This window comes from Gaoshiqia hydrogeniformans (genome assembly GCF_049347105.1).
Taxonomy (GTDB): Bacteria; Bacteroidota; Bacteroidia; order Bacteroidales; family Prolixibacteraceae; genus Gaoshiqia; species Gaoshiqia hydrogeniformans.
Window position 1 is genome coordinate 5,404,695 of sequence record NZ_CP186334.1, and the last position, 16,841, is coordinate 5,421,535.

20 protein-coding genes and 1 pseudogene are annotated in these 16,841 nt (G+C 41.5%); 14 read left to right on the forward strand and 7 right to left on the reverse strand.

Annotation, left to right across the window (positions count from 1 at the left end):
• The 7 genes from ACOIT5_RS21505 to ACOIT5_RS21535 all read right to left on the reverse strand — a co-directional run bounded on the left by ACOIT5_RS21505 (nucleotide 1) and on the right by ACOIT5_RS21535 (nucleotide 4,669).
• Nucleotides 1–1,266: a 3-keto-disaccharide hydrolase gene (locus ACOIT5_RS21505; protein ID WP_423128222.1), complete on the reverse strand. Its 1,266-nt coding sequence runs from the start codon at nucleotides 1,264–1,266 to the stop codon at nucleotides 1–3.
• 177 nt (nucleotides 1,267–1,443) lie between these two features.
• Entirely contained in the window at nucleotides 1,444–1,659 is a 216-nt protein-coding gene (locus ACOIT5_RS21510) for a hypothetical protein (RefSeq protein WP_423128223.1), read from the reverse strand.
• Nucleotides 1,660–1,672: 13 nt separating this feature from the next.
• Nucleotides 1,673–2,107: a VOC family protein gene (locus ACOIT5_RS21515; RefSeq protein ID WP_423128224.1), complete on the reverse strand. Its 435-nt coding sequence runs from the start codon at nucleotides 2,105–2,107 to the stop codon at nucleotides 1,673–1,675.
• A 151-nt stretch (nucleotides 2,108–2,258) separates the two neighbouring features.
• On the reverse strand, nucleotides 2,259–2,489 hold the full coding sequence (locus ACOIT5_RS21520) for a DUF4287 domain-containing protein (protein WP_423128225.1): 231 nt from the start codon (nucleotides 2,487–2,489) through the stop codon (nucleotides 2,259–2,261).
• Between the two features lie 7 nt (nucleotides 2,490–2,496).
• Nucleotides 2,497–2,979, reverse strand: coding sequence for a VOC family protein (locus ACOIT5_RS21525; protein ID WP_423128226.1), 483 nt, complete (start codon nucleotides 2,977–2,979; stop codon nucleotides 2,497–2,499).
• A 26-nt stretch (nucleotides 2,980–3,005) separates the two neighbouring features.
• Nucleotides 3,006–3,356, reverse strand: coding sequence for a dihydrofolate reductase family protein (locus tag ACOIT5_RS21530; protein ID WP_423128227.1), 351 nt, complete (start codon nucleotides 3,354–3,356; stop codon nucleotides 3,006–3,008).
• Between the two features lie 371 nt (nucleotides 3,357–3,727).
• Nucleotides 3,728–4,669 carry a VOC family protein gene (locus tag ACOIT5_RS21535; RefSeq protein ID WP_423128228.1) on the reverse strand — a complete coding sequence of 314 codons (942 nt, stop codon included), beginning with the start codon at nucleotides 4,667–4,669 and terminating at the stop codon, nucleotides 3,728–3,730.
• A 138-nt stretch (nucleotides 4,670–4,807) separates the two neighbouring features.
• Between ACOIT5_RS21535 and ACOIT5_RS21540 the strand changes: the two genes are divergently transcribed.
• From ACOIT5_RS21540 to ACOIT5_RS21605, 14 genes and pseudogenes are all read left to right on the forward strand, one after another.
• Nucleotides 4,808–5,779, forward strand: coding sequence for a GlxA family transcriptional regulator (locus ACOIT5_RS21540; protein WP_423128229.1), 972 nt, complete (start codon nucleotides 4,808–4,810; stop codon nucleotides 5,777–5,779).
• A 691-nt stretch (nucleotides 5,780–6,470) separates the two neighbouring features.
• Nucleotides 6,471–6,851, forward strand: a pseudogene (locus ACOIT5_RS21545) (phage integrase SAM-like domain-containing protein); the annotation flags it as partial.
• A 69-nt stretch (nucleotides 6,852–6,920) separates the two neighbouring features.
• Nucleotides 6,921–7,505 (forward strand): site-specific integrase, encoded by a 585-nt coding sequence (locus tag ACOIT5_RS21550; RefSeq protein WP_423130635.1) that lies wholly within the window; start codon nucleotides 6,921–6,923, stop codon nucleotides 7,503–7,505.
• Nucleotides 7,506–7,516: 11 nt separating this feature from the next.
• Nucleotides 7,517–8,476 (forward strand): hypothetical protein, encoded by a 960-nt coding sequence (locus ACOIT5_RS21555; RefSeq protein WP_423128230.1) that lies wholly within the window; start codon nucleotides 7,517–7,519, stop codon nucleotides 8,474–8,476.
• 92 nt (nucleotides 8,477–8,568) lie between these two features.
• Entirely contained in the window at nucleotides 8,569–8,871 is a 303-nt protein-coding gene (locus ACOIT5_RS21560) for a helix-turn-helix domain-containing protein (protein ID WP_423128231.1), read from the forward strand.
• Between the two features lie 2 nt (nucleotides 8,872–8,873).
• Nucleotides 8,874–9,656, forward strand: coding sequence for a hypothetical protein (locus tag ACOIT5_RS21565; protein ID WP_423128232.1), 783 nt, complete (start codon nucleotides 8,874–8,876; stop codon nucleotides 9,654–9,656).
• A 30-nt stretch (nucleotides 9,657–9,686) separates the two neighbouring features.
• Entirely contained in the window at nucleotides 9,687–10,319 is a 633-nt protein-coding gene (locus ACOIT5_RS21570; protein WP_423128233.1) for a hypothetical protein, read from the forward strand.
• Between the two features lie 18 nt (nucleotides 10,320–10,337).
• Entirely contained in the window at nucleotides 10,338–10,547 is a 210-nt protein-coding gene (locus ACOIT5_RS21575) for a hypothetical protein (RefSeq protein ID WP_423128234.1), read from the forward strand.
• Entirely contained in the window at nucleotides 10,544–10,837 is a 294-nt protein-coding gene (locus ACOIT5_RS21580) for a hypothetical protein (RefSeq protein WP_423128235.1), read from the forward strand. Before ACOIT5_RS21575 ends, ACOIT5_RS21580 begins: the two co-directional genes overlap by 4 nt.
• Nucleotides 10,838–11,032: 195 nt before the next feature.
• Nucleotides 11,033–14,656, forward strand: coding sequence for a tape measure protein (locus ACOIT5_RS21585; protein WP_423128236.1), 3,624 nt, complete (start codon nucleotides 11,033–11,035; stop codon nucleotides 14,654–14,656).
• Between the two features lie 2 nt (nucleotides 14,657–14,658).
• Nucleotides 14,659–14,940 carry a hypothetical protein gene (locus tag ACOIT5_RS21590; RefSeq protein WP_423128237.1) on the forward strand — a complete coding sequence of 94 codons (282 nt, stop codon included), beginning with the start codon at nucleotides 14,659–14,661 and terminating at the stop codon, nucleotides 14,938–14,940.
• Complete coding sequence (locus ACOIT5_RS21595; RefSeq protein WP_423128238.1) at nucleotides 14,930–15,994, forward strand: hypothetical protein; 1,065 nt, start codon at nucleotides 14,930–14,932, stop codon at nucleotides 15,992–15,994. The genes ACOIT5_RS21590 and ACOIT5_RS21595 overlap by 11 nt, the downstream gene beginning before the upstream one ends.
• Entirely contained in the window at nucleotides 15,991–16,515 is a 525-nt protein-coding gene (locus tag ACOIT5_RS21600; RefSeq protein ID WP_423128239.1) for a terminase small subunit, read from the forward strand. Before ACOIT5_RS21595 ends, ACOIT5_RS21600 begins: the two co-directional genes overlap by 4 nt.
• Nucleotides 16,512–16,742, forward strand: coding sequence for a hypothetical protein (locus tag ACOIT5_RS21605; protein WP_423128240.1), 231 nt, complete (start codon nucleotides 16,512–16,514; stop codon nucleotides 16,740–16,742). The genes ACOIT5_RS21600 and ACOIT5_RS21605 overlap by 4 nt, the downstream gene beginning before the upstream one ends.
• Nucleotides 16,743–16,841 lie beyond the last annotated feature (99 nt).

Genomic DNA, 16,841 nt, shown 5'->3' on the forward strand with positions numbered 1-16,841 from the left:
TTATAAAGGTTGAATAATCAGGTTTTTCCATTGCACTTTTATCCCGCCGCCATCGTGAATCTGAAGGGCAATGCGTCCGTTGGCGCTGCCGATCAGTGAATCGTTCAGCCGGGTCATTTCTTCCCCGTTGAGCCAGGTTATTACTTCGGGGCCAACAACTTTAATGCGCATGGTATTCCATTCGCCGGGCTTCAGTATTTCTTCCTTTTCGTCGGGAATCTGGTTCAGCCAGCCCCGCCCGTACGATTCGTAAATGCCTCCCGAATCGTGTCCTTTAGGGGCTACTTCCACCTGCCAGCCCGAAACTTTGGTGCCATCAACCGTTGAACGGAAAAAAATGCCGCTGTTCCCGTTTGAAATTTGTTTGAAATCAACCGAGAGGTCGAAATCTTTGTAATATTTTTCTGTACCCAGATAACCGTAGCCTTTATCGGGGCCGCTTTCGCATACCAGCAGGCTATCCTCCACGTACCATTTTTCGGTTCCGTAGGCAATCCATCCACTCAGGTCGACACCGTTAAAAAGCGACTCCGCAGCTTTTTCTTTCTTCGGAAGTTCTTTTATTTTCATATTCCGGAACCAGACTTTACTGCCATGATCCTGCAAACTGATGTGCCCAATTTCCGACAATCCGTATTCCGGAGCCATGGTCCATTTGCCACTGTTTTTTAAGGCGAACCACTCTTCATTCCAGGCTTCAAACGCTACAATTTTTTCACCGTTCAGCCAGTGTTCCACACGACCATTGTCGAAAACAATGCGGGAAGTGTTCCATTCGCCCACCGGGTTCAGTTTCTTTTTGGTGGTATCGGCTACATACATGGCATAATCGGCGCCGGTAAGCTGCCAGTCTTCCACTTTATGAGGAAAGCCGGCATCGTCGAGCATTTGGTACTCGGGCCCGGTGAGATATGGGGTTTCAAAGTTTTTATTTTCAACCACATGATACATCAGCCCGCTGTTTCCTTCGGGCGCAATTTTCCAATCCCAGGCCAGTTCAAAATTGTCGAACTGTTTTTCGGTGATGATATAGCCGGTATGATCGGCGCCGGTTCCGGCAGCAACCAGGCAACCATCTTCGACACTCCATCCGGTAACTCCGGTACCGTTGTAATCTCTCCAGCCATCAAGGGTTTCTCCATCAAACAGGAGTTGCCAGCCTTCCTGTACCTCCTGTGGGGTTAATACATTTTGTTTCTCAGCACAGCCAAACAAAATAATAGCTGCCAATAAAATCATCGATAAAAACGAAATTTGGTTTTTCATAGCTTTACTATTTTTGAATTTTGTTGTATTTCTATTCAGCCTAAAAATACAATTTGTCCGGGAAAAAATGTATTCATACGATGATTAAGTGCACTTTGCAACCGACCCGGTAGAAAATGATTGGCTTTGTGTTTTTAAACCCGGAAAAGGCTGTAACGGGCAACACAATCGGTATCATTATTTGGTGGGACTACCTTCCAGCTTAGTTCCATTTCGGGGCCGATGATTGGTTTCAATGTTTTTTCCGTTACCGTAAGTAAGCCCATCGCGATAACAGATTGTTTGTTTGCTGACACAACGCCTGACCCCGGCCAGGTTTTCCGGTAGCGTTTCATCGAAATAATAGTGTGGCTGAATAACCACATAATCGAAAATATCGGTTTTATTGGTCACGTACCCGATCTTCTTACAGATCCGTTATCTTTTTAAAATCCACCATCCATTCAATGCCAAATTTGTCTCGAAACATCCCAAAATATGAACCCCAGGGACTATCGCCAATAGGCACTTCAACAGTTCCACCTGCTGAAAGTCCGCTAAATAAACTGTCGGCTTCTTCACGACTTTCTGCACGAATAGATATTTTAGATCTGTTTTCATTTTCATTTACCGGACCCATACTTTCCGGAACATCATTGCCCATTAAACTGTTTTTGCCAATAGGCAACGCAATGTGCATTATTTTATTTGCTTCATTTTCTGCTACCGGAAATTCAGGGCTTGATAGGTCTTTTAAACGCACAATCGTTGCGAACTCTCCGCCAAATACTGATTTGTAAAAATTAAATGCTTCTTCGGCATTTCCGTTGAAGTTAATGTGTGGATTGATAAGTGCCATCATTTTTACTTTTTAAGTTGTTCTTTCGTTTGTCGGTTCATAGTAAAGCGTAACTGCACCACCACTAAAGGTTTTAGTTTTTATGAGTTTAAGAATCGTTCTGTCGTTTGTATTTTCAAATAATGGCAACCCGCTTCCTGCAACAAACAACCTATTAGTTGCTGTCTTCGTTTTTTATGCCTTTCAAAAGTGCATAAATCGCCATCGCGTGGCCATGCCCCAGGTTAAACTCATCCTTTAGCCAATCAACAACTTCACCGGCTTTTATGCCCGGTTTCAATTGTCCATCCTCACTGAATCCTTTCTCTTCTGCCATTCTCCTGAAATCGTCAGGGCCCTTGCCCGTCTTCGATTTGATTGTATTTAAATAAGCCTGAAACGACATAGTTATTTCAATTATTGGTTGTTTTAAACATTGCACTCATCCGTTCTTGCATTTCCTCGAAAGAAACATCCTCGATGTGCGTCATGATTAACCACTGGTGACCAAAAGGATCGGTGATTCCACCTGTTCGGTCGCCGTAAAACTGGTCTTTGACCACCATTTCACCGGTTACTGTTGCCCCGGACTGAAGCGCTTTGGCAAATACGGCATCAACATCTTCAACATATAAACAAAGGCTTACCGGAGTTCCGCCGATTGTTTGCGGACTTCGGTTTCCCCACTGGTCATTTTCTTCGGCAAGCATAATTTTTGAATCGCCTATTTCCAACTCAGCATGTCCGATGCTTCCATCGGGCATCGTGAGTCGCCCTGTTTCTTTTGCACCAAAAGCGTTTTTGTAAAACTCGATGGCTTCCACGGCTCCTTTCACCGAAATGTAGGCAGTTAATGCATGCCATCCTTCAGGGATTGCTTTTACTTTTGTTTTCATAGATTTGTTTTTGATGATATTTTAGATTATTGATATAATGAAGCCAAATAACTCCCGAAGCAAATGTTTTGCTCGTCAGGAGCTTCAGCTTGATTTCGTGTCAAAGGTTTTGAAACAACAATTTTTTGAACACTTTTATACCAGGCCGAATGTTCAATATCGTGTTTGGTTGCAGCGGACTGATCGGCTGCCGTTGGCCAATAGGCTTCCATTATTTTGCAGGTTCCCCGTCCATAATGGGCAGTGTCTGATTTCCGGGTTTGTTGTCCGGCAATTTCGAACATTTCCTCACCTGCCAGGATCCAATCCATTTGATCTTTCGAGTTGGTGGTAAAACCATCCGGCGAAATGTGCATAAACGAAACTATTTTTCTCATATTCAGATTTTTATTTGTTCAAAAAACCTCACCCATCTCGTCCTGTAGTTATTATTAGCAAATCGTTGTTTTCTCTTGCCATTTAGTTTAACTTCCATTTTCTAACAATCTCGGCATTAAAACCATTTCCTTCATTAGGGTTAGGATGTCCCCTGCCAATAGTAATTAAATCGAAAAGGCTTTTTTCTATATAGTTGCTCCAGGCTTCGTTGCAAATTTCGTAGCATTCGTAATCTGGAACTAATCCTTCGTGGGTAAATAGTAACTTAGTCTTGTCCCCTTCGCTTGAAATTGAAAAGAGTAGTTTTGTGTTTATCCATATTTGTCAATTATGTGAAGTTTAATTTTTACTGGGTTTCACCTTTTCCGGACTATGAATTATGACAGGCCTGCATGAGTATATCAATGTCAAGTTTTTTCATTTTCAGCATGGCCTCCATCACACTTCCAGATTTAGCCGGGTGGCTTAACAATTCGCTCAAAACATTCGGCACAATTTGCCACGAAACGCCAAATTTATCCTGAAGCCAACCGCATTGCTGCGCCCCCTCGAAACCGTCTTCAGCAAGTTTTTCCCAATAAAAATCGATTTCATCCTGTGTTTCGCAATTTACCACCATCGAGATGGCCGGATTAAAATTCATGCCCATATTTTCATGGCTGTCCATGGCGATGAATTCCTGTCGGTTGAGTGTAAATTTGCAGTGAACGACAGCACCTTCGGGGCCGACTTCCTTTTCATATCGCTCCAACTGAATAACTTTGGAGTCGCTGAAGATGGAGGTGTAGAAATTGATGGCTTCTTCGGCTTTTTTGTGCTGATCGCCGGTAAACATGAAACAGGGTACAATTTTTTGTTCGCGTTGTGGCAAAATTAATTGCCACGAAACGCCAAATTTGTCCTGAATCCAGCCGTACTTTTCGGCGAATGGATAGCTGTCGAGCTCCATCATTACGGTTCCGCTTTGCGATAGTTTGCCCCAAAGCTGGTTGATTTCCTGAATGGTTTCGCAATTCACAAAAAAGGAGATGGTTGGATTAATTTGAAAGATTGGCCCGCCGTTTATGGCCACAAAATCCTGTCCTTCAAGCTGGAAAGCCATCGTCATGACCGAATTTTCCGGCATTCCGGTAGCTTTTGCACTTTCTTCCCCGTAGCGGGTCGTTGTTTTAATTTTCGAGTGATTAAAAACAGTGAGGTAGAAATTTACAGCTTCTTCAGTCTGATTGTCGAACCATAAGAATGGGGTAATCTTTTGAATTTCAGCTCCCCTTTTTGTTTTTCCAGGTTCTGATTTAATTTGTGTTTCCATGATTTCTGCTGTTTAATTGTTTAAAACATTTTTCTAATTCCAAAGTTCGAACAGTGTGGGAGTAAGAACAATAACAAAAAAGTCAAATTTCGGGGCATTTAAGACAAAAATGCCTTAAATTAGCAAAAAGATAAAAAAATGACAAATTTAGGATTAATAGTGCCTTATGATTATAAGCTATTGAGCATCGCGGCAATTCTTGACGTCTTTGAAACTGTTAACCGGATTTACAGCGAAGAAAATCAGGAAGAGCCTTTCAGGATTTACCTACTTCGCACTCCCGCTCAAATTGAACAAGAAGGCGCTTCGTTATACGGTTATCACGTAACCTCAATAAAATCGGAACTAAAAGCAGATGTGGTTTTAATTCCCTCGTTTTCAACTGAAAATATGAAGGAAACGCTATCGAAAAATCAAATCTATATTCCCTGGCTGCATCGTCAATACCAGGATGGAGCTGAAATTGCCAGTTTTTGTACCGGAACGTTTTTGTTCGGCGCTTCCGGGCTGCTCAACGGGAAACTGGCCACCACACACATGGATGCCTGTACCCGGTTTTCCTTAGCTTTTCCTGCTGTTATTTTAAAACCGGACCATGTGGTTACGGAGGACGGTTGCTTTTATACCAGCGGCGGATCAACTTCAACCTTTCACCTTTTGCTGCGCTTGGTTCAAAAATACTGCGGAAATGAAATGGCCATACGAATAGCCAAAATTTTTGCCATTGATTTGGACCGGTATAGCCAAAGTTATTTTGGAACCTTTGCGCCCAGCCATAACCACAAAGATGATCTGGTGAAAAAAGTACAGGAGAGTATGGAAACCCGGTTTCATGAGATTGGATCACTGGAGGATATCATGAAAGATATTCCTTCGAGCAGGAGAAATTTTGTCAGAAGATTTAAGCTGGCCACCGGAATTCCACCCATTGAATATCTGCAAAATGTGCGCATCGAGTCGGCAAAAAAACAATTGGAGCAAACAAATCAGAATATTAACGAAATTATTGACCGGACCGGTTATTCCGACCCAAAATCATTCCGGAGGGTCTTTAATAAATTGGTGGGTATGACTCCCATGGAATACCGCGAAAAATTCAACTTAAAGTAAAAAGCCGGTAAAAGGTGTGTTCTCAGCCCATTTTGAATAAGTATTCCAAAGTGGATCAATTGTTTTAAAACTTGAATAGCCTGAATAATCCAGATTATTTGGTTCAGCAATGTTACGGCAATAAAACAAAAAACTTCGATAGATTACTGTTTTTCAATAATTTATCGAAGTTTATTTGTGCCCAGAACAAGACTCGAACTATATTAATTTTGATAACCTGCGAACTTTCCAGTCTTATTATAAAACACCTTTGGAATCAATGCTTTTAGACTAATTATTTTTATTTGGTTGTTTATTGCGATTAAAGGAAATTAAATCTTATAAATAAATTCTGGCTGCAATATGGCTGCAAGTATATTTGAATTTGTATCTTTGATTAAAATTCAGGAATATGGGTGTTTCTTTCTTTGTACGTACAACAGCCACAAACAAAAAAACAGATGTTACTATTCGGTTGAGATTGAGAGATGGGGAAAAAATAAACATGTTTGCAGCTACCCCCTTGCATGTCTCATTGAAGTATTGGAATCCAAGGTCTAAGAACAGTAGAGATAAAATACGGGATATGGTTGAGTTTCTGGAACGGGACTGGTATAAAGATCAGCTTGAAAAGCTTCAAAAGCATGTTGAAACATCATACCGAAAACTGACTGATGACCCTTCACCCGAATGGCTCAAAGAAACAATTGATATGTTTTTCAAACCTGAAAAATACATCAAAGAAGAAAAACCGGTTACACTATTTGAATTCATTGAGAATTATATTGAGAAATCGAAAAATAGAATTAATCCAAAAACCGGACAAAAGATCACTACTTCAACCTTGCGGAAATATACAACCTGTTTCAACCTTTTGAAAAAATACAGTAAGAACAAAAAACAAACGTTCGATTTTAAAGATATTGATGTTCATTTTTATGAGGGCTTTGTCAAGTTTCTGAACACAAAAAAGGTGCACAAAGGCAAAGACGATGAAGGAAACGGCATCTCAGAAATAGGATTGGCAATTAATTCTATCGGGAAACAAATAGCCGTATTAAAGAGCTTTCTGAACGAGGCGGCAGAGCAAGGACATAACACATACACCGGGCACAAAAGTAAGCGGTTTACCGTACTTACCGAGAATTCTGATGCAATTTATTTGAATGAAAAAGAACTGGATATTTTGTATAATTTGGATTTGGTGGAAAACAAAAGACTGGACCGAATCCGGGATTTATTTCTTGTCGGTGCCTGGACAGGTTGCCGGTTTTCTGATTTCTCAACGATAGGACCAGATCAAATCACAAACGGTTTTTTGTACGTTCAGCAAGCCAAGACAGGCGCAAAGGTTGTGATTCCGTTGCATCCGGTTGTAAAAGCTATTCTGCAAAAATATAACGGCATACTACCAGATGCACCATCAAACCAAAAGTTTAACGATTATATTAAGGAAGTAGGGGAATTAGCGGGAATAAACACACCGACCGCAAAACGGTTGACACGGGGCGGCAAAAGGATTACTCAGTCCTTTCCAAAATGGGAACTTATTTCTTCACACACCGCCCGCAGAAGTTTTGCAACAAACCTCTATAAAAGCGGATTCCCTTCAATATCGATCATGCAGATAACCGGACACACAACCGAAAAAGCTTTTTTGAAATACATTAAAGTAACGCCGGAAGAACATGCTCATTTGTTGGCTGAACATTGGAAAAAATTCAATAAAACATTGTCGGAGGACTGAAAATGGAGAATTTGAAGAATATATTTGAACACGAACTATCGATAAGTTCACTCCCATTTAAGGACATTTTTGAGAAAGAACCATTCAGGGAATATTTATTTGAACAGTTTTGCGGGTCGCCGACCAAACCATGTTTGTGGCTTTATCGTGAACAATTTTTTTCGCAAGAAGAATATGAGAAAATAATAGCCAGGAGGAAATCCGATGTTTACCCGACAGATGATGAAATTGAGTTAAGAAATATCTATGGTGAATTTGAAAAAAAACAATTTGACAACACCCTGGATGAACAGTTCTTTTGCCCGGATATTTTACGAACCCCTATTTCCATTGCCCTCTTAGAAATTAACAAAGCACTTGGATTTTTTAAAGAATCTGATTTTAAAAACGAGGGAGAACTTAGCTTTTATGTGGATATAATTACGAAAGCGTTGACATCTCTCTCCTCGCCTGATTTTAAAAATGAAATCATCAAAAAAATTGTTGAAGATGATATAAATTTTCACGCTCTTGGATTTGACAACGGTGAGTCTCTCAGTAAATGGGCGAAAGCAAAATTCAAGCTGAATCATTTGCTTTCAGGTCAAATCAAACATCAAGACGCCATTGATCAATCTCCACTGAACTACGAAAAACTTTTCAAAGACCCCAAAGAATGCGCCCGGCTAACAAATATTATTATCAATGAAGGATGCAAGGATGGTGTATTTTGTGGCTTCAAAGACGTTCCGGGTAACAGACGAGCCCAACTAATCGAGGCGTATGATATCATCAAAGAACAGTTTTTAAAACCAATTTACGCCGGTACCAAGGGAACCGTAGAAGAAGCAAAGAAGCTGTTTTTTATGCGTTTCGGATGGATAGGCTACCGGGGAACTAAGCCGGAAGGAGAAAATTTAATTAATCTGAAAAAATCAACACCAGCGCAAAGCCAGAGTATGAGGAAAGACATTGAACTTATACTAAAGTAATAAAAATTAGGGGTGCAAAACGGTTCGCACCTTTGCACCCTAATTCCTAAATCAATCTGTTTTACATTGCATTAGATTTAAAATTTAATGCGATGAACATAAGAAAATTACTCACCGAAAGGCCGGAAATAGCCGAAAAAATCACAGTAAGTTTAAAAGGAAACGACCTATTACCGCTTGCTGACCTACTGGCAGAGCGAATTAAGCCTGAGCCTGCCGTCTTGCAGCCAGCAGAAAAATATCGCACAGCCGATGAAGTATCAGATTATCTTGGCGTTACACGGGTAACCCTCTGGCAATGGGCAAAAAAAGGTATCCTCAAACCCCTAAAAATAGGGAATGTTTTGCGTTACCGACAAAGCGATATTGATGCTGCTTTTAGTCGCTCCATTTAACTATGAAAGGCTGGATATCCATACACAGAGAAATTCAGGAGCATTGGGTTTGGCAAAACGAAAAGTACCTAAAATGGTGGCTTACTATCATTTTAAACGTCAACCATGAACCAAAGAAATTCCCGGTGGGGACAGAGCTTCATGTTTGCAAACCTGGCCAGTCTTTCCGCTCTGTAGAACAATGGACAGACATGTTCTCATGCTCAAAGCCTACCACTTTGAAATTTTTTGAAATGCTCAAAAACGATGGTATGATTCAGACGGAAATTATGGGTAGGGGAAACCGAAGGAAACACCTGTTAACAGTGGTAAATTGGGTGAAATATCAACAGATGGAAACCGGAAACTTTACCGAAACAGTACCGGAAACTTTACCGAAACAAAACCCGAATGTACCCTCTAACAATAATGAGAATAATGAGAATAATATTCCCCCTAACCCCCAAATTAGGGGAAATGATGGTGAATCCCTTGTCTGGAAAAAGGATTTTCAAACTTATCTTAATGAACTTCGTGAGGCATTCAAGGAAATTACGACTAATAACAAATGGATTAAAAGACAGGAAACATTCAATCCCGGTGTAGACATTCTTAAATCAATCGAAAAATCATGTGTAAACTATTGGGCTACTGAGGCCGGATGGAAAAAGAAAAAAGACACAAGGATTAAGCGGATAGATTGGGAATCAACATTTGGAAATGCAGTTAGCCAACCTATGAACCGAGTCTACAAGCAGGACAAGCCAAACAACCAGATTGCAGGCGTTAAACTTCCAAGTATATGAACATATTTAGAAACAAAAAATAATACCAAAATGGAAAAGAAAATTATTCATTTCAACGAACAAGATTTTAACAGGCAGAGGGAAGTATTTCTCAGGAACTTGGAAATCTTAAATCAAATTTCCCGGGAATACGCAACCCTTGGAATTGGAAAAATCACCCCGGAAAGAACACAGGAGATCATTTCTGGCAACTTTGCCAGCATGGAGTCCGCTTTGGCCGATGTCCTCGAAAAAGAGACTAAAAACGCCCTTGTAAAGGACATATTGGAAACAGGGGTGTTTGAACGCCTTGAAATTTTTCAAATAAAGGCCGGGCAACTTGCTGCTAGGTTTGAAAGAAGTCAGAGTACCGCAGGGGGCATCATTGTTACTCCGGTCGAATGGTTTTCCATCAAAGACGGACAGTTTGAAATTACAACTGAGGTGTGGCAACGAATCAGGGACGAACGTTGCAGTAACTTCATTGAGAACGAGCAAGAACAGAGGATTTTTGAAGCCACCCAGAAGTTGGCAGCAGCAGCAAACGAGTGGCTTTCTGTTTTGTCCCCGGCTATACGGCAGAAGTATTTTCCGCTTAACGAGCCTTTTGACTTTGTTATGATTAATTCCGAGGGACTATACGAGGTAGACCCAAGGACCGATTTTGAACTTTTAGCACAGTAAGCCATGAACGAGGAATCAATGAGAAAGTATTTAGAGGAGAGCGAAAAGCGACTCCAGGCATTGGAAGACCAAATGTCAGACAACTCGGCGAAGAAGCCCAAACAGCCGGAAAACAAACAGCAAAAAGAAGTTGACGAGTTTATCAGCTTTCTGAAAGAAATGAACAGGGAACAGGATGAGGATGAAAATGATTTTATCAAAACGATGAAAAAAATAAACGAAAAATGAGAAAGGGATATTATTATCGGCGTTCATCTGATGGGTGCACCTATCGGTACCGAATGAGCACGAATGGTCTTGACGTTGATGTCAAGTTAAATGATGCTTTTGCCCGGTTAGCCGGACATACAGATTTGGGAGACTTCCTTTCAAATGACAATTGTCTCGGCTTTGAGAAATTACTTGAGAGGTTTGGCGAAATCCCAAAGTACCTACCATTGAGGATAAACGGACAGGAATCCGATATTGTCTCTGAAGGCAAACGATTAATGCAGTTTTACGGAGTACCCTATGAATGAATCAAGCATAATTCAGGATGTATCCAGGCTACCGTCTCAGGTGATCCAGGACACGGCAGTAATTGATACCAGAGTGATTATGATTACTGATACCGTTGAAAGCATTCAGTATTTCCTTGCCACCGAGGAGGGCGAATTTGTTACAACGGAGGATGACGAACTCATTGATTTGAATCAAATTTTCAAAACTAAAATATGAATAACAAGGAATGGTACGCAATAGGGCTCGATACTTCGCAATTCGACAAAGCAGGCAAGCAGGTAGTCGATGGGTTCAACCGGATCGAATCACAAGCCAGGCAAAGCTCAGCAAAAATGGACAATGCCTTTAATAATATACTGAAAGGAGCAGCAGCTTATCTGTCTGTCAGTGCATTATCCCGTTTTGGTCGTGAGATCATTAATGTTCGGGGCGAATTCCAGCAGCTGGAAATAGCCTTTGAGACGATGTTGGGAAGCAAAGCAAAGGCCGATCAGTTGATGCAGGAAGCAATCACTTTTGCCTCCAAAACCCCTTTCACGCTCACTGACGTAGCTGCAAACATCAAACAACTCATGGCAATGGGTATTGCCACTGAGAACGTAATAGACACGATGAAAGCCCTTGGAGATGTTGCAGCCGGTGTATCTGTACCCATAAGCAGGGTAGCTATCAATTACGGGCAGGTAGCCACTATGGGCAAGTTACAGGGCCGGGAACTTCGGGATTTTGCAATGGCCGGTATTCCCCTGGTCGATGAACTGGCAAAGAACCTTGGCAAAGCAAAAACCGAAATTCAGGACATGGTAGAGGCTGGCCAGATCGGCTTCAAAGATGTTGAGTATGCTTTTCAGACAATGGCCAGTGAAGGGGGGAAGTTTTACAACCTCATGGAAAAGCAGAATGCCTCTGTTACCGGGCAAATTTCCAACTTACGGGATAAGATTGATGTGATGATGAACTCAATCGGAGAAGCCAACGAAGGGTTGATTTATAAAGGGATATCCGGTATCGCAAATCTGGTTGAGCATTATGAGGAGGTTGCTAAAGTCCTTGGTGTACTGATTACCACATACGGGGCTTACAAGGCTGCTGTTATAACCGCTGCCGTGGCTCAGAAGGCCATGGTTGCATCCGGGAGTATCGCAGCATGGTTTGAGCTGGCAAAAGGAATAAGAACAGCCAAAGACGCTCAAATTGCTTTTAACCTGGCAACGAAAGCGAACCCCTACGGGCTGATTCTTGCCGGAATTTCTGCCGTTGTTACAGCCCTTATTTTATTCCAAAAAAAGACCGATGATTTAACCGGTGTTACCGCAGACTTCACAAAAAATCTTTCCGAAGCTACCGGGGAAGCAAAGAAGCTTTTCAAAGCGATTACAGACAGTAAGACCGGTACTGATCAGCACGCCAAAGCGATCCAGACTGTAAATGATAAATACCGGGAATACTTACCGAACCTACTGACTGAAAAATCCAGCTTGGAGGATATTCAAAAGGCTCAGGATGCCGTAACCGAAGCAATGGCCCGGTCATTAGCTTTCAAAGCACAACAAGATCAATTAACAAAACTAAAAACTACCACAGACGAAGCCACAAAGACTTTTTACCTGTCAATTGACAAAGCGTCCGGGGAAATGTCTGATGCGCAAAAAGGCCAGATTAAGGCCCTGGTTGAGCAGTATAAAGATCAAATCAAAGCCGAATTTGAAAAGACCGGGGAAATGTCTGATACTTTCTCCATTGACTTGTATAAAATCTTCAATGAAACAACAGGAGGAAGCATAGGAACGCAGGCAGCTCACCGGATAAAAACAGCTATCATTGACCTAATTGAGAGTGAAAAGGAACTGGATAGCCAAACAACAGGATTAAAGACAACCTATGAGAGCTACCTTGAAGCTTTGGGGCTGACAGGACAGAAGGGAGATCAGGTAAACGAAACACTAAGGACGGTACAGCAGCAGATAGACAGCACCACGGCTGCCATTGCCGAAGCGGAAAAGAGATTGACCGAGATGCGTTCTCCCGGTTCAACGTCAACAGTAAAGGACATTGAAGACCAGGCAAAAGTAGTGTCTGAATTAAAGAAACAGCTGGAATTATTGACCGGGGTTAAAGAACGTTCCCGGCAGGTAGTTAAAGATATCGGCCAGCAAATCAGCGACCTATACAAGCAATTGGAAACAGCAGATGAAAAGGACAAACAGATCATCGCTGAAAGAATTGTAAAATTACAGGAAGAACTCTTACTTCGTGAAAGGTTAGTTGATGCAGCCGTTAAGGCAGTCAGGAACGAATCTGTTCCTGCCAAGACCACCCCCATGAAGCAAAACATTTTTAGCGGGAATATTCAGGCCGTCAAGGGTGCAAACGCAGAATACAGCAAGCTTGCTGATCGCATGGCAAGAGCCAAGACAGAGGCCGAGGAATTACAAAAACAATTAGATGCAGAAAAGTTTCAAAAGACGGGTGAAGCTTTACAGGGTGCGTCTGTGGTCTTTCAGGAGCTTGCCAATTCAATCAGGGAATCCAACCCGGAATTAGCTGACTTGATTGACAATCTGGGAATGATCAGCAATATCGGGGCTAACCTTGCATCCGGGAATTATTTTGGAGCCGCAGCGACAGGCATACAATTCTTATCTGCTTCATTCGGGAAAATGATGGATAACTCCAAAGTTCTGGAACGATTATCCAAACCTTGGGAGGAATTTGAAGAATGGATAGCCCGGTCAAACAGAGAGTTAAAACAGTACATCAAACTGAGGGATGAAGCAATAGGCGGCGCAAGATATGGCTCCTCTGACAGCTTAATTGATGCCACAAAACAGGATATCACTGATGCTCAGAAAATGCTTGATGAACTGAACCTTACATTCCAGTTTAAGGGGGACGGATTGTTTAATAAATCAAAAAAGGAAATCGGCAAAAAGGTTGATAAGATGGTTGAAGCCTTGGGAGGCGGCATGATGAAACTTGAAGATGTAAAAGAGTGGGGCATAGGCTTTTGGAAAAAGAGTAAAGCAACATTCAGTTATGATCTTTCTCAACTGCTTTACAAAGACGGAGAGTTTACAGTCGATAAACTGAATGACCTGATCAACGAGGGAATTGTCACCGATGAAAATGTAATTAAAGCCGTGGACGATTACCTGAGCCTTATTGATCAACTCACAGCAGCAGAAAAGGCCAAGCAGGAACTTTTAACAGCCACCGCAGCCAGCAATATAGCAGACAGCATTATTGATGGGTTCAAAGAGGGTTACAAGGGGGCTGCTGACTTTGCAGATAACTTTGAAAGCTTAATGAAGGATGCTGTTTACAATGCCCTGCGGATTAAAGCATTAGAAGAACCATTAAAAAAATGGTATGAAGATTTTGCAGAGAGTATGGAATCAGGCGGGGGGCTGACTACCTCGGAGATTGATGACCTGCAAGAAGGATATAACCGGATTATTGATGATTTTAACTCAAAACTCAATGAAGCCGCTAAAATATCAGGGCTGGACTTTTCAAAGGAAGAAGATTTTGCCCGTGAGGCTTCATCTAAAGGTTTTGCTGCCATGTCTCAGGATTCAGCAAATGAATTAAACGGGCGGTTCACGGCAATACAGGGACACACTTATTCAATGAGTGAAAATGTAAAAGTTCTCCCTTCAATTAACACAAACATAGAAACGCTTACATCCCGGAGCGCAGATATTCTTAACCATTTGGCCGGTATTCATGAGAATACAAATCAATTGTCAAGGTTAGAGCGGATTGAAAATGATATGTCAGCCGTGAAATCAGGTATCAATGATATGAACTTGAAAGGATTAAAACTAAGAACATAATTATGAGAAAAATATTTGAAGATGATATTTCCATTTTTTGGGAAGAAATGATCAACGATTATCCAGTCAGACACATGCGGAATAAAAAGACACAAAGACTGTGGATAAATATTGATGACGCATTTGAGGCTGGCGGAGGAAGCGGGAAGGCTGAGGACTGGCTCAAGACAGATGAGGGGCTTGACTTTCTGAACGTATGGAAACAAGAACATCCTGCAATTCCGTTTGGATTTCTTTTTGGGAGATTTGAAGTACCGCCAAAAAACAACATATATGAAATCTGAAGCGATATACAATCAAGAACACATCCAAAGAACAGAGGGCCTTTATGTAAAAAAGATCGAACAGCTTTATTTGCTGGCAGCCAGAGAAGCGGCAAACATCGCCATGATCAATAACCCCGAATCAGATCCGGATAAACCGTTTTCATTTTCCGACTATCCGCAAACAAAGAGCCGAATTGACAAAATATTCAATGTATTTGCCGTAAACCTTGCAGCAATTATCCATAACGGCACGAAAACAGAATGGCTTGCGGCCACAAATAAGAATGATGCTTTGGTTGATCGGTTGTTGAAAACGACAGATTTCAAGAAAGAACAGGTTAAGCACCTTTACCAGAGGAATTTGGAGGCACTTGAGGCATTCCAAAAAAGGAAAATCAAAGGGTTAAGCTTGTCTGACCGGGTCTGGAAGTACACCAGACAGTTTAAGGGCGAGATTGAAATGAGTATCGATATCGCTCTGGCAGATGGGCGGTCAGCAGCAGAGCTCAGCCGGGATATCAGAGGGTATCTGAAGGAACCGGAAAAATTATTCCGACGAGTCCGTAACCTTCGTGGAAATCTCGTTTTGTCGAAGAACGCCATGCAGTATAATCCAGGCGGGGGAGTTTACCGAAGCAGTTACAAAAATGCGATGAGGCTGGCACGAACGGAGATAAACATGGCTTACAGAGAGTCAGATTTTGAGCGATGGCAACAGCTTGATTTTGTGGTCGGTGTTGAGGTCAGACGGTCAAACCACGTTTTCGACTGCATTGTTTGTGAATCACTAAAAGGAAAATATCCGAAAGACTTTAAGTTTATCGGCTGGCATCCTCAGTGCAGGTGTTTTGCAATCTCAATTTTATCAACCACCGACGAGTTCATAAAGATCGAAACTCAAAAGATGAGGGGAGAAGAGCCAGGGGCGATGCAATCCGTAAATGAAGTGAAAAACGTTCCTTCCAACTTCACAAAGTGGATCTCAGATAATCAGGAACGAATTGAGAGGGCAAAGAGCAAGCCTTATTTTATCATTGACAACAGTAAATATTTAATAAACAATAAGATATGAAAAATAAAATATCGATCAAACAAGAAAAATTCTGTCATGCCTTCCTGGAAACAGGTAATGCGTCAGAGGCCTACCGACAAGCCTACTCAATCAGCCCTGACATTAAGGATTCGACGGTTAACCGGAAGGCATGCGCTCTTCTCAAAAACGGCAAGGTTGCGGCAAGGGTATCTGAGCTACAAGAGGAACTAAAAAAGGCCTCTGACATTACCAAAGATCGGGTGCTGGATGAGCTTTCATCCATTGCATTCTCTGATATTCGGGACTTTGTCGAGTTTGACGGATTCACAATCAAATTTAAATCATTCAAGAAACTGACCAACCGGCAAGCAAAAGCTGTGGAAAGCATTAAGGCCACAAAAGCCGGGATTGAATTAAAACTTTCTTCCAAGCTCCAAGCGATTGAAAAGGCGTCTCGAATACTTGGATTCGATGCGGCAACCGATTTTAACATAAGCTTAGAAAAATTGGATGAATCAGCTATAGACCTTATCCTCAATCGAATAATTCAAAAGAAATGAACACGAAGCGTGATAAAATTGAACTTCTCAAAGGCATTTCAGCCGGGAAGATTGAACCGTCTGAAATTCCCGAAAATCCCCTTATCTGTTCACAGGAGAAAGAAATGTTTATCGGTTTAATGATTGACGGATCGCAGGAAAATGAAGAAGATCGGCATGTTGTGTTTGTTGGCCCGGCAAAAATCGCCCTGGATAAATTCATGAAAGAAATAGACGAAAATCAGTAAAAAATATTGCTCAATAAGCAATATAATAAATTAATATTCAGCAAGTTACGAAAAATAAAATTAATGCACAACGTTGATTTTTCATTTTATTCACAATAG